This window comes from Citrobacter pasteurii, assembly GCF_019047765.1.
Lineage (GTDB): Bacteria > Pseudomonadota > Gammaproteobacteria > Enterobacterales > Enterobacteriaceae > Citrobacter > Citrobacter pasteurii.
In genome coordinates, this window is the sequence record NZ_CP077262.1 from 2,076,104 (window position 1) to 2,089,112 (window position 13,009).

General features: G+C 47.8%; 11 protein-coding genes. 9 read left to right on the forward strand and 2 right to left on the reverse strand.

The genetic code is table 11. The features are described 5' to 3' along the window. Positions 1-15: 15 nt before the first annotated feature. Positions 16-747 carry an HTH-type transcriptional regulator MlrA gene (gene mlrA / locus I6L54_RS09955; protein WP_005129176.1) on the reverse strand — a complete coding sequence of 244 codons (732 nt, stop codon included), beginning with the start codon at positions 745-747 and terminating at the stop codon, positions 16-18. A 225-nt stretch (positions 748-972) separates the two neighbouring features. On the opposite strand from mlrA, the gene I6L54_RS09960 reads away from it, so the two are divergent. The 3 genes from I6L54_RS09960 to I6L54_RS09970 are packed head-to-tail and all read left to right on the forward strand — an operon-like array spanning position 973 to position 3,891. Next, positions 973-2,658 (forward strand): sensor histidine kinase, encoded by a 1,686-nt coding sequence (locus tag I6L54_RS09960; RefSeq protein WP_005129175.1) that lies wholly within the window; start codon positions 973-975, stop codon positions 2,656-2,658. Then, the gene (gene btsR / locus I6L54_RS09965; protein ID WP_005129174.1) at positions 2,655-3,374 is read left to right on the forward strand and encodes a two-component system response regulator BtsR; all 720 of its coding nucleotides are present in this window, start codon (positions 2,655-2,657) and stop codon (positions 3,372-3,374) included. The genes I6L54_RS09960 and btsR overlap by 4 nt, the downstream gene beginning before the upstream one ends. A gap of 46 nt (positions 3,375-3,420) precedes the next feature. Next, complete coding sequence (locus tag I6L54_RS09970; RefSeq protein WP_005129173.1) at positions 3,421-3,891, forward strand: YehS family protein; 471 nt, start codon at positions 3,421-3,423, stop codon at positions 3,889-3,891. A 117-nt stretch (positions 3,892-4,008) separates the two neighbouring features. Here I6L54_RS09970 and metG read toward each other — a convergent pair whose 3' ends face one another. Further along, complete coding sequence (gene metG / locus I6L54_RS09975; RefSeq protein WP_040230633.1) at positions 4,009-6,042, reverse strand: methionine--tRNA ligase; 2,034 nt, start codon at positions 6,040-6,042, stop codon at positions 4,009-4,011. A gap of 164 nt (positions 6,043-6,206) precedes the next feature. Here metG and apbC point away from each other — a divergent pair, with 164 nt between their 5' ends. The 6 genes from apbC (at position 6,207) to I6L54_RS10005 (ending at position 12,958) form a co-directional block, all read left to right on the forward strand. Next, positions 6,207-7,316 carry an iron-sulfur cluster carrier protein ApbC gene (apbC, locus tag I6L54_RS09980; RefSeq protein WP_040230634.1) on the forward strand — a complete coding sequence of 370 codons (1,110 nt, stop codon included), beginning with the start codon at positions 6,207-6,209 and terminating at the stop codon, positions 7,314-7,316. A gap of 276 nt (positions 7,317-7,592) precedes the next feature. Beyond that, on the forward strand, positions 7,593-7,874 hold the full coding sequence (locus I6L54_RS09985) for a DUF2574 family protein (protein WP_040230635.1): 282 nt from the start codon (positions 7,593-7,595) through the stop codon (positions 7,872-7,874). A gap of 277 nt (positions 7,875-8,151) precedes the next feature. Further along, a complete protein-coding gene (locus I6L54_RS09990; protein ID WP_040230636.1) occupies positions 8,152-8,724 on the forward strand; it encodes a fimbrial protein in 573 nt (190 codons plus the stop codon). A 51-nt stretch (positions 8,725-8,775) separates the two neighbouring features. Beyond that, positions 8,776-9,459: a fimbria/pilus periplasmic chaperone gene (locus I6L54_RS09995; protein ID WP_040230757.1), complete on the forward strand. Its 684-nt coding sequence runs from the start codon at positions 8,776-8,778 to the stop codon at positions 9,457-9,459. A gap of 12 nt (positions 9,460-9,471) precedes the next feature. Next, positions 9,472-11,952: a fimbrial biogenesis outer membrane usher protein gene (locus I6L54_RS10000; protein ID WP_040230637.1), complete on the forward strand. Its 2,481-nt coding sequence runs from the start codon at positions 9,472-9,474 to the stop codon at positions 11,950-11,952. Positions 11,953-11,962: 10 nt separating this feature from the next. Next, positions 11,963-12,958, forward strand: coding sequence for a fimbrial protein (locus tag I6L54_RS10005; protein ID WP_040230638.1), 996 nt, complete (start codon positions 11,963-11,965; stop codon positions 12,956-12,958). The last annotated feature ends 51 nt before the right edge of the window (positions 12,959-13,009 follow it).

Below are 13,009 nucleotides of genomic sequence, written 5' to 3' on the forward strand. Positions count from 1 at the left end.
TTTGTTAATAAAATATTAAATACCGAGTGGATAAATATCGTGACCTAACGCGCGCCACTCATCCAGTTGTTGGTGTTGTGCAGGGGTTTGGTTCTCTCCACACCAGACGAGCAGGGTGCGCCCTTCAAACAGCTCGGGCCGTAGCTGATTGAGCGAGTGGGCCAGTATATCAACACGCCATCCTTGCTGGCTGGCGACCCAGCCTTCCAGCCATAAGCGGGTGGTATCGTGGATATTCCAGCCGACTACCAGGGCATCTTTACCCTGTTTTTTACGCGCCGAAGCAAGACAAATCGCAATATAATTGATGAGTACACCGTCAAGGATCCCCAATAGCGCCTGGAGAATGGGCTGCTGACATTGCAGACGTCGGCGCAAGGGAATAAACAAATGTGTATTGAGCGTTTGTGCAGGGTAATCCTGACCACGCTCTTTGATCCACAACCTGAGGCTGTGCAAATTGTTACGTTGCAAATAGCTCAATAGCGTTTCTTGCTGCTCACGCCAGCCGTTATGCACATCAATGTTCTCATTGCTGAGTAACATTTTAACTTTACTGACCTGAACGCCATTATTTATCCAGCGTTTTATCTCACGGATCCTGTCAATGTCCGCATCGTTAAACAGGCGATGCCCCCCGTCTGTACGCTGAGGTTTTAGTAATCCGTAACGCCTCTGCCATGCACGTAAAGTGACAGGGTTGATATCACAAAGCAAAGCCACTTCACCTATCGTGTAAAGCGCCATCGTTGTCTCACTCTTGCTCGCGAGGTCCCAGTTTTACTTTAGACGCTCTTTTGCGAACCAGGTAGTTTTGTCTGTTTTTTGATCAGAGCAAGGGTGAGATTGTCGCCATACTCGCGCTTTCGAGTGATCGTTCTCACAAATTCCTGTTTTTTTGCAACAGTTCAAAGAAAGTTACGCGCAGCCCATGTATGTTACGCGCTTTTAAGAAATGTGTGGTTGGCGGGTATGTACGAGTTTAATCTGGTGTTGCTGCTGCTTCAGCAGATGTGCGTGTTTCTCGTTATCGCGTGGCTAATGAGCAAGACGCGTCTGTTTATCCCGCTGATGCAGGTCACTATCCGACTGCCGCACAAACTTCTGTGTTACGTCACCTTCTCCATCTTTTGCATTATGGGCACCTACTTTGGGCTGCATATTGAAGACTCCATTGCGAATACTCGCGCCATCGGCGCGGTGATGGGCGGTCTGCTTGGCGGTCCAGTTGTTGGGGGACTGGTTGGCCTGACCGGCGGTCTTCATCGCTATTCGATGGGGGGCATGACGGCGCTCAGTTGTATGATTTCGACCATCGTGGAAGGCCTGCTTGGGGGACTGGTACACAGTGTACTTACCCGACGTGGTCGTACTGATAAAGTGTTTAGTCCGCTGACGGCTGGCGCGATTACCTTTGTCGCCGAACTGGTGCAGATGCTGATCATTTTGCTGATTGCACGTCCCTTTGAGGATGCCTTGCACCTGGTCAGTAACATTGCCGCGCCGATGATGGTGACCAATACCGTTGGCGCTGCGTTGTTTATGCGTATTCTGCTCGACAAACGCGCGATGTTTGAAAAATACACCTCGGCGTTTTCTGCCACTGCGCTAAAAGTTGCCGCCTCTACGGAGGGGATTCTGCGACAGGGATTTAACGAGGTTAACAGCATGAAGGTCGCTCAGGTGCTGTATGAAGAGCTGGATATCGGTGCGGTGGCGATTACTGATCGCGAGAAGTTGCTGGCGTTTACCGGCATTGGTGATGACCACCATCTGCCAGGCAAGCCCATATCCTCTTCATACACCCAACGGGCGATTGAAACCGGAGAAGTCGTGTATGCCGACGGTAACGAAGTGCCTTATCGCTGTTCACTGCATCCGCAATGCAAATTAGGGTCGACGCTGGTGATCCCGTTGCGGGGTGAAAACCAGCGGGTGATGGGGACGATTAAACTGTATGAAGCCAAAAACCGTCTCTTTAGCTCAATTAACCGCACGCTGGGAGAAGGGATCGCCCAGTTGCTTTCCGCGCAAATCCTGGCCGGACAATATGAGCGACAAAAAGCGATGCTGACGCAGTCAGAAATCAAACTTCTGCACGCTCAGGTTAATCCCCATTTTCTGTTTAACGCGTTGAATACGATTAAAGCCGTGATCCGTCGTGACAGCGAGCAGGCCAGCCAACTGGTGCAATATCTCTCGACTTTCTTTCGTAAGAATTTAAAACGCCCGTCGGAAATTGTGACGCTGGCTGATGAAATCGAACACGTAAATGCCTATCTACAAATTGAAAAGGCACGATTCCAGTCCCGTCTGCAGGTGACGTTAACGGTCCCGGAAGCGCTTGCGCATCAGCAATTGCCTGCGTTTACTCTGCAACCGATAGTCGAGAATGCGATTAAGCATGGCACTTCCCAGCTACTTGATACCGGAGAAGTCTCCATCACTGCTCGCCAGGAAGGACAGTATCTGATGCTGGATATTGAAGATAATGCCGGACTGTATCAGCCCACGACTGAGTCCAGCGGGCTTGGAATGAGTCTGGTGGACAAACGCCTGCGGGAACGGTTTGGCGATGATTTTGGCATCAGCGTAGCCTGTGAGCCTGAGCTCTTTACCCGAATTACTTTACGACTTCCCCTGGAGGAACTGGCATGATCAAAGTGCTGATTGTCGATGATGAACCGCTAGCGCGGGAGAACCTGCGGATCCTGTTACAGGAGCAAAGCGACATCGAGATAGTCGGAGAGTGTTCGAATGCGGTAGAGGCCATTGGTGCAGTGCATAAGCTGCGCCCGGATGTGCTGTTCCTCGATATCCAGATGCCGCGTATCAGCGGGCTGGAAATGGTGGGTATGCTGGATCCCGAGCATCGCCCGTATATCGTTTTTCTCACCGCTTTTGACGAATATGCAGTGAAAGCCTTTGAAGAACATGCTTTTGATTATCTGCTTAAGCCGATTGAAGAAACGCGGCTGGAGAAAACGCTGATCCGTTTACGTCAGGAGCGAACAAAGCAGGATGTGTCGTTACTGCCGGAACATCAGCAGGCGCTTAAATTCATTCCATGTAGCGGTCATAGCCGAATCTATCTGCTGCAAATGGATGATGTGGCGTTTGTCAGCAGTCGTATGAGCGGCGTTTATGTGACCAGTAGCGATGGCAAAGAAGGATTCACCGAGCTGACGCTCAGAACGCTGGAGAGCCGTACTCCGCTGCTGCGTTGCCACCGACAATACCTGGTCAACATGGCCCATTTGCAGGAGATCCGTCTGGAAGATAACGGTCAGGCTGAGCTGATTTTACGTAACGGACTGACTGTCCCGGTGAGCCGTCGGTACCTCAAAAGTCTAAAAGAGGCGATTGGCCTGTAAAACTGGTACACTGCGCGCCATTGCATCACCGACAGTTGAAGGCTCTATGCTAAGTAACGATATTCTTCGTAGCCTGCGCTACACCCTGAAAGCGAATAATAACGATATGGTGCGCATTCTTGCGCTTGCAGAGATGGAATCCACCTCTGCAGGTTTCGACACCTGGATGACAAAAGAAGATGAGGACGGGTTTGTTCGCTGCCCGGATATCATCCTCTCCGGTTTCCTGAACGGTCTTATCTACCATCTGCGTGGCAAAGATGATTCTGCGCCGGAACTGGCGATTGAACGTCGTGTTAACAACAATACGGTGCTGAAAAAACTGCGTATCGCGTTTTCACTGAAAACCGATGATATTCTGGCCATCATGACCGAACAGAAATTTCGTGTATCGATGCCGGAAATCACCGCGATGATGCGTGCACCGGACCATAAGAACTATCGCGAATGTGGCGATCAATTCTTGCGCTATTTCTTGCGCGGTTTAACTGCACGAGTACATAACGCGAAGTCGTGATGGTTGCCCAGCGGCGCTGTGCTTGCAAAGCCTGCGGGATTTGAAGACCGGGTAAGGCGAAACCGCCAGCCGGAGTAAAAGCAAAAGAAAAGCCGGAGATAATCTCCGGCTTTTTTGTTATTTCACCTGCTGACCAGGTTTCGCACCGTCATCCGGGCTTAACAGGAAGATGTCTTTTCCGCCGGGGCCTGCTGCCATCACCATCCCTTCAGAGATACCGAAGCGCATCTTACGCGGAGCCAGGTTCGCCACCATAATGGTCTGGCGGCCAATCAGGGCTTGCGGATCCGGGTAAGCAGAGCGAATACCGGAGAAGACGTTACGCTTCTCACCGCCGAGATCCAGCGTCAGGCGCAGCAGTTTGTCGGAACCTTCCACGAACTCGGCGTTCTCAATCAGCGCCACGCGCAGATCGACTTTGGCGAAATCGTCAAAGGTGATGGTGTCCTGGATAGGGTCATCCGCCAGCGGGCCGGTCACCGGTGCGGCTGCGGCTTTCACTTCTTCTTTGGACGCTTCCACCAGCGCTTCAACCTGTTTCATGTCGATACGGTTGTAGAGCGCCTTAAAGGTGTTGACCTTGTGACCGAGCAGCGGTTGCTCAATGGCATCCCAGGTCAGGTCGCTGTTCAGGAATGCCTCAACACGTTCAGCAAGCGTCGGCAGTACTGGTTTCAGGTACGTCATCAGGACGCGGAACAGGTTAATACCCATGGAGCAAATTGCCTGCAGGTCGGCGTCACGGCCTTCCTGTTTAGCCACGACCCACGGAGCCTGTTCGTCAACGTAGCGGTTAGCCACATCGGCCAGCGCCATGATTTCGCGGATTGCTTTACCGAATTCACGGCTTTCCCACGCTTCGCCAATCACCGCTGCGGCGTCGGTAAAGGTTTTGTACAGCGCCGGATCGGCCACTTCAGCCGCCAGTACGCCGTCAAAACGCTTACTGATAAAGCCCGCGTTACGGGACGCCAGGTTGACCACTTTGTTGACGATATCAGCATTGACGCGCTGGACAAAATCTTCCAGGTTCAGGTCGATATCATCAATACGCGAAGAAAGCTTCGCCGTGTAGTAGTAACGCAAACTGTCGGCATCAAAGTGTTTCAGCCAGGTGCTGGCTTTAATGAAGGTACCGCGAGACTTGGACATCTTCGCGCCGTTCACCGTCACATACCCGTGAACGAACAGGTTAGTCGGTTTGCGGAAGTTGCTGCCTTCGAGCATGGCAGGCCAGAACAGGCTGTGGAAGTAGACGATATCTTTACCGATGAAGTGATACAGCTCAGCATCGGAGTCTTTCTTCCAGTATTCGTCAAAGCTTGTGGTATCACCGCGCTTGTCGCACAGGTTCTTGAAGGAACCCATGTAGCCGATTGGCGCATCCAGCCAGACGTAGAAATATTTGCCCGGTGCGTTCGGGATTTCAAAGCCGAAGTATGGTGCGTCGCGGGAGATATCCCACTGCTGCAGGCCAGATTCAAACCATTCCTGCATTTTGTTCGCCACTTGCTCCTGCAACGCGCCGCTGCGCGTCCACGCCTGCAGCATTTCGCTGAACGACGGCAGGTCAAAGAAAAAGTGCTCGGAGTCACGCATTACCGGTGTGGCACCGGAAACGACGGATTTCGGCTCGATAAGTTCGGTCGGGCTGTAGGTTGCGCCGCACACTTCACAGTTATCGCCGTACTGATCCGGAGACTTACATTTCGGGCAGGTGCCTTTAACGAAACGATCCGGCAGGAACATGCCTTTTTCCGGATCGTAGAGCTGGGAGATGGTGCGGTTCTTTATAAAACCATTCTCCTTCAGGCGCGTATAAATCAGTTCAGACAGCTCACGGTTCTCTTCGCTGTGCGTTGAGTGGTAGTTGTCATAGCTGATGTCAAAACCTGCAAAATCAGTCTGATGCTCCTGACTCATTTCACCGATCATCTGCTCTGGCGTGATCCCAAGCTGCTGTGCTTTCAGCATGATTGGCGTACCGTGTGCGTCGTCCGCGCAGATGAAGTTAACCTGGTGGCCGCGCATTCGCTGGTAACGGACCCAGACATCAGCCTGGATGTGCTCCAGCATATGGCCGAGGTGGATTGAGCCGTTGGCGTACGGCAGCGCGCACGTTACCAGAATTTTCTTCGCGACTTGAGTCATAGTGGGCAATTACTTCTTTTGTAGTGAAAAGGGCTTTGATAGTACCAAAATGGTAATTACTGCGCCAAGCGATAAGGGCATTTATCCGTAAATGAATAATTGTTGCGGTTGGAGTAAACTACCTGGTGACTATTGTACTTTCAGAACAACAAAAAGGAGTCGGGATGAACGCACAATCCCAGGCCAAATCACCAGAGACCCTGCGCGCCATGGTCGCCGGGACGCTGGCGAATTTTCAGCATTCAACCCTGAAGCATAATCTGACGACGCTGAAAGCGTTGCATCATGTCGCCTGGATGGACGACACGTTGCACGTTGAGCTGGTCATGCCATTCGTCTGGCACAGCGCGTTTGAGGCATTAAAAGAGCAATGTAGTGCCGATTTACTGCGTATTACTGGTGCTAAAGCTATTGACTGGAAGCTGTCGCATAACATTGCGACGCTGAAGCGTGTGAAAAACCAGCCGGGTATTAATGGTGTGAAAAACATCATTGCCGTGAGTTCCGGCAAAGGTGGTGTGGGTAAATCCTCTACTGCGGTGAACCTGGCGCTGGCGCTGGCAGCCGAAGGGGCGAAAGTGGGCATCCTGGATGCTGACATTTATGGCCCGTCCATTCCGACCATGCTCGGTGCGGAAAATCAGCGTCCAACCTCGCCAGACGGCACCCATATGGCGCCGATTATGTCCCATGGCCTGGCAACCAATTCCATTGGGTATCTGGTAACCGATGACAATGCGATGGTGTGGCGTGGTCCAATGGCCAGCAAAGCGTTGTTACAAATGCTGCAAGAGACCTTATGGCCGGATCTTGATTATCTGGTTCTGGATATGCCGCCGGGCACCGGTGACATTCAGCTGACGCTGGCGCAGAACATTCCGGTAACGGGCGCGGTAGTGGTCACGACGCCGCAGGACATCGCGCTGATCGATGCGAAAAAAGGCATCGTGATGTTCGAAAAAGTGGAAGTACCTGTGCTGGGCATTGTTGAAAATATGAGCATGCATATTTGTAGCAACTGCGGTCATCATGAACCGATTTTCGGCACGGGTGGCGCACAAAAGCTGGCTGAGCAATATCACACCCAACTGCTGGGACAGATGCCGCTGCATATTTCCTTGCGTGAAGATCTCGACCGCGGTATGCCGACGGTTATCAGTCGTCCTGACAGTGAATTCACCGCGATTTACCGCGATCTGGCCGGTCGTGTCGCCGCCCAGCTCTACTGGCAGGGAGAGGTTATTCCAGGGGAAATTGCCTTCCGCGCGGTGTAATTTTTTTTGATGCAAGACGTGTTGTACTTATTCACCGTATCAATGATATATTGATACGGTGAATATATAGAGTGAACAAACTGTCCAATATTATTCATCATGCCACTATAATCCGTGTCCTTTTCCGAATAATCCCTCTTAATGCATCATTCAAATTGATCATACCAATCTCATCAATCTACAATTTCAATTGGTTTTAGCAGGGAAGTTATCTCATAATTCAACGGACAAGCCGCTTACACGCTGTTTCTGACCCCTTACAGGAATAATGAAAAAATGAAAATTAGTTTATTCTTGGGAATTATCACACTGGCTTATGGAATTAACACGTCTGCTTTTGCTTCTGATACCGCGACCTTGACCATTACCGGCAAGATAGTTGAACCTACCTGTAGCACTGATGTCGTGGCTAGTACTGTGCAACAGCAGTGTGGTCAGACTCTGCATAGTGCAGATATCAACAATGTGATGACTGCTCCAGCACAAGGCGTTGTGACCCATATCGTCGCTATTCCAGGGGACTCTTCGCGACAGATAGTATTAAATTGCTACGACTAAAAAAGCGTAGTGCATAGTAAGCCCCCATCATTTTAATGAGTGATGGGGGCTTTTTTTGGGCCTGAATAATGATATCTAACGATTAATTACGTTAATTTATTAAAGTCGATGATGATAGTCATGATATTCATTTGTTGCAAATATATTGATATTTGCAACTTGTTTTAAATCAAAAAAACAACACGTTTACATTGCGGTAACGTTTGTGCTGTGCGAATTTAATTTCAAGGGCCGACACCTGGTAATAAATAGAAATTACTTTATTAAGGAAGATACTATGAAACGTTCAATTATTTCTGCTGCTGTTTTTTCTGCTGTATTTATGAGCGCTGGGGCTTTTGCTGCTGGGGAAGAAGGGACGTTAACAATCGAAGGTACTATTATTAATAGTTCTTGCCATTTTGCAGACAACATGAATTCAAGTGTTATCACATTGCCGGAAATTGATGCTTCACGTTTTTCTGGATTGTCTGCAGGTGCAGTTGTTGGTACTGAAGTATCTGATTCAACACCAATGAAAATAATATGTCCCGCAGGTACAAAATTAAATACAATAAGAATTTCTAATGGAGAATTTACTACAGAGGGTGTACTTAAAAATACAAAAGAAGTAAACGGTGAAGTTGATGCGTCTAAGGGCGTTGGTGTTAAATTGAAATTAGGTAACAAGTCTATTACTAATGATCAGGAAACTAATGTCAAAGATATTATTACCGCAACTAAAGATGATTCTTCAGGGGTGGAATATACTCTGGGATTTTCAGCGCAGTACGCTAGATTAAATACAGCAACACCCGTTGTTGCAGGGGAAATATCATCAGTTTTAACTATTTCCGTTTCTGCAGAATAAATTTCTATGCCGGTGTGTTCACCGGCTGTTTTTTTAAAGGACGAACGCAACATGAAATGGATTCTAAGCGCTTTATTAATCGTATCTGTGCAACCCGTCCATGCTGGCATTGTGATCTATGGCACTCGTGTTATTTACCCAGCAGAAAAGAAAGAAGTATTGGTACAATTGATGAATCAGGGTGAACGCTCTGCACTGGTACAGTCATGGATTGATGACGGCGACAGTTCGTTGCCACCGGAAAAAATTCACGTACCATTTATGCTGACTCCTCCGGTGGCTAAGATAGCTGCGGATTCTGGTCAGCAGTTGAAAATTAAAAAAATGCCGAATATGTTGCCCAATAACAAGGAGAGCCTTTTTTATCTCAATGTGCTGGATATTCCACCAAACAACCCTGACAGCGCCGGAAAAAATGTACTAAAATTTGCCATGCAGAATCGTATTAAATTATTTTATCGTCCTAAAGGTATTGCGGCCGTTAATAAAAATACTTTCCATAAACTGTCGTTAACACGCAGTGGTAATGGTTATTCTATCAGAAATGATGCAGCTAACTGGGTCACGGTGACAGAAGTTAAAGCTAATAATATTAGGATCAACAACGAAAGTATTATGCTTGCTCCGCTCTCCAGTGAAAAAGTGGCATTGAAGAATAGCAACGCCAGTCAGTATAAATTGACCATTATTGATGATCACGGCAATTATATCAGCGATAACGTCAGCCTAAAATAACAGGAGCCGATTATGTTAAGGATGACTCCGCTTGCTTCGGCAATACTGCTTTTGTTGGTTGGCATTGACGCCCAGGCCGCAGAAGAGACGTTTGACACCCACTTTATGATGGGCGGTATGAAAGGCGAAAAGGTCTCAAATTTTCGCCTCGATGATAATCAACCACTGCCAGGCCAATATGATATTGATATCTACGTCAATAAGCAGTGGCGTGGTAAGTATGAAATAACCGTTAAGGATAATCCGGATGACACCTGTTTATCCCGTGACGCATTAACGCGTCTGGGAATAAGCACGCAAGCTTTGGACAAGAAAAATGAATGCCCAACCTTGAAGCAGGCGGTGCAAGGGGGTAGTTATGCCTGGAATATCGGCACGTTTCGCCTGGATCTCAGCGTTCCGCAGGCGTTTGTCGACGAACTCGAGCAAGGGTATGTTCCTCCTGAGAACTGGGATCGCGGCGTCAATGCCTTCTATACCTCGTACTATGCCAGCCAGTATTACAGCGATTATAAGGATTCGGGTAACAGTAAAAGTACCTATGCACGTTTTACCAGTGGGTTAAATCTGCTGGGCTGGCAGTTGCATTCCGATGCCAGCTATAACAAAACCGATGACAGCAGCGGTGAATGGAAAAGTAATACCCTGTATCTGGAACGTGGCATACCGCAAATTCTGGGCACGCTGCGTGCCGGGGATATGTATACCTCATCAGATATTTTTGATGCGGTGCGCTTTCGTGGCGTGCGGCTGTATCGCGATATGCAGATGTTGCCAAGTTCTAAACAAAATTTCACGCCGTTAGTGCAGGGGATTGCACAGAGTAACGCGCTGGTCACCATTGAGCAGAACGGCTTTGTGGTTTACCAAAAAGAGGTTCCTCCAGGACCGTTTTCCATCGCCGATTTACAATTGGCAGGTGGCGGCTCAGATCTTGATGTCAGCATCAAAGAGGCTGACGGTTCAGTAACCACTTTTCTGGTACCGTATGCAGCGGTGCCCAACATGCTGCAACCGGGTGTTTCAAAATATGATTTTGCCGCTGGACGTAGCCATATCGAAGGCGCCAGCAACCAGACCGATTTTGCGCAGATGAGCTATCAATACGGGCTGAATAATCTGTTAACGCTGTATGGCGGCACCATGCTGGCAGATAACTACAATGCGTTTACGCTTGGTACTGGCTGGAATACGCGTATCGGTGCGATTTCCGTCGATGCGACACAATCGCACAGCAAACAGGATAATGGCGATGTGTTTGACGGGCAAAGTTACCAGATTGCTTATAACAAGTATTTGACGCAAACCGCCACGCGTTTTGGCCTGGCGGCGTATCGCTACTCTTCCAAAGACTATCGCACGTTTAACGATCACGTCTGGGCAAACAATAAAAACAGCTATCATCGTGATGAAAATGATGTGTACGATATCGCGGACTATTATCAAAACGATTTTGGTCGTAAGAACAGTTTTTCGGCTAACGTCAGCCAGTCTCTGCCGCAAGGTTGGGGTTCGTTTTCGCTCAGTACCCTGTGGCGCGATTACTGGGGGCGTGGCGGCAGCAGTAAAGATTACCAGTTGAGCTATTCCAATAGCTGGCAGCGAATTAGCTACACCTTTTCAGCCAGCCAGACCTATGACGAAGATCACCACGAAGATAAGCGTTTTAACGTCTTTATCTCTATACCTTTCGATTGGGGAGATGATATTAGCGCTCCGCGCCGACATCTGTACGTGTCTAATTCCACGACCTTTGATGATGATGGTTTTGCGTCTAACAATACCGGGCTTTCCGGCACTGCAGGCAGTCGCGATCAGTTTAACTATGGGGTGAATCTGAGTCATCAACGTCAGAATAGCGAAACAACGGCGGGCGGTAATCTGACGTGGAATGCGCCGGTCGCGACGCTTAACGGCAGCTACAGTCAGTCTTCTAAATACACACAAACTGGCGGCAGTATTTCAGGCGGCCTTGTGGCCTGGTCTGGTGGCGTGAATTTAGCCAATCGGCTATCAGAAACGTTTGCCGTGATGCATGCGCCGGGTCTGGAAGGGGCATATGTGAATGGGCAGAAATACCGTACCACCAACCGTAATGGCGTGGTGGTCTACGACGGCTTAACGCCTTATCGTGAAAACCACTTGACGTTGGATGTGTCTAATGCCAAGAGTGAAACCGACCTGCAAGGTAATCGCCGTAGCGCAGCGCCGTACCGGGGAGCGGTTGTGCTGGCAACGTTTGATACCGACCAACGTAAACCTTGGTATATCCGGGCGCAGCGCCCTGATGGTTCACCGCTGACGTTTGGTTATGAAGTTGAGGATATCCACGGGCACAATATTGGTGTGGTCGGTCAGGGAAGCCAGCTTTTTATCCGTACCAATGAAATGCCACCGGAGATAAACGTGGCGATTGATAAACAACAGGGACTTTCATGCTCAATCACTTTCGGCAAAACGATTGATGAAAGTAAAGTTTATATTTGTCGGTGAGGGATAAATCATGAGATTATTTTTTTTACTTGTTGTTTTTTTTAGTTTTAACTCCATTGCCAATTGCTATATTCCTGATGGCGGAATCGAAAGTGTAGAAAGAAACGAGGTGTTATCTATTTCGACAATGAATGGAAATGAACTTGTTTTGCAAAACTTTGGATTCACGAAAAAACCAATGTGCAGGAATATATTAGGTTGGGGCGTTGAAACAATTTTTGACATTAAATATCCAACTTCACCTTACTTTAAATATGATGTTGGGGGAGGGCGATTTATTTATCTAAAAGCAAACTACCCTAGCTCACCAAATACTGTAGAATATAAAATCAATTTTTATGAAAAGAACTATAAAGCTCAAGATATAAATGAAATTAACAAGCAAAACCTAAAATTCACGTTTGATGTTATTTCTGCTAATAATCAAAACTCCATAAATGCTGCAAATTTGTCCGATGGTTTTGAAATTAGGTTTGAACCTAGAGAAAGTACAGGTATTGGCGCTACATCAAATAAAGGCCATAAGTATGTTTTTAAAATAAATCCTGATGTGAAATTAATAATTAAAACATGCAAATTTTTAGATGGAGTGCTTAGTGCGCCAGATATATCTATTAATGACCTGAGAGGTACACCGCAGAGTTTCTTTAGGTTAGAAAAGACGGCCGGTGAGGTTGCTTTTAAGTGTACTACAGGGGTGTCATCTGATTCGTTTCGATATCATTTTGAGTCAAGCAATGCAGTTGGTAGTATTCTTAAAAACGAAGATGCGCGAAATGCTACAGGTGCGGGTGATGTCGGATTTGAGATTTCATTAGATGGCGCTAACAAGATATATTTCGATAGTGGTAGTAGTAAGAGCTATAATCTTTTGAGTTTTAATGAAATTAGTTCGATTGAGCAAAAAATGGACCTTGTTTTATATGGAAAATACGTGGTGTATAGCGATGATTTTCATTCGGGAAGTGTAAGAAGTCTTGTGAAAGTAGTAGTGGAATATTATTAATACTTTTAGATGGTTATAATTTTTAATAAGCGCTCTCACTTAGTTGAAAGC

Bases quoted from the DNA above. Each gene is read 5' to 3' on its own strand.
- mlrA (WP_005129176.1), bottom strand. From the start codon at position 747: ATGGCGCTTTACACGATAGGTGAAGTGGCTTTGCTTTGTGATATCAAC.
- I6L54_RS09960 (WP_005129175.1), top strand. From the start codon at position 973: ATGTACGAGTTTAATCTGGTGTTGCTGCTGCTTCAGCAGATGTGCGTG.
- btsR (WP_005129174.1), top strand. From the start codon at position 2,655: ATGATCAAAGTGCTGATTGTCGATGATGAACCGCTAGCGCGGGAGAAC.
- I6L54_RS09970 (WP_005129173.1), top strand. From the start codon at position 3,421: ATGCTAAGTAACGATATTCTTCGTAGCCTGCGCTACACCCTGAAAGCG.
- metG (WP_040230633.1), bottom strand. From the start codon at position 6,042: ATGACTCAAGTCGCGAAGAAAATTCTGGTAACGTGCGCGCTGCCGTAC.
- apbC (WP_040230634.1), top strand. From the start codon at position 6,207: ATGAACGCACAATCCCAGGCCAAATCACCAGAGACCCTGCGCGCCATG.
- I6L54_RS09985 (WP_040230635.1), top strand. From the start codon at position 7,593: ATGAAAATTAGTTTATTCTTGGGAATTATCACACTGGCTTATGGAATT.
- I6L54_RS09990 (WP_040230636.1), top strand. From the start codon at position 8,152: ATGAAACGTTCAATTATTTCTGCTGCTGTTTTTTCTGCTGTATTTATG.
- I6L54_RS09995 (WP_040230757.1), top strand. From the start codon at position 8,776: ATGAAATGGATTCTAAGCGCTTTATTAATCGTATCTGTGCAACCCGTC.
- I6L54_RS10000 (WP_040230637.1), top strand. From the start codon at position 9,472: ATGTTAAGGATGACTCCGCTTGCTTCGGCAATACTGCTTTTGTTGGTT.
- I6L54_RS10005 (WP_040230638.1), top strand. From the start codon at position 11,963: ATGAGATTATTTTTTTTACTTGTTGTTTTTTTTAGTTTTAACTCCATT.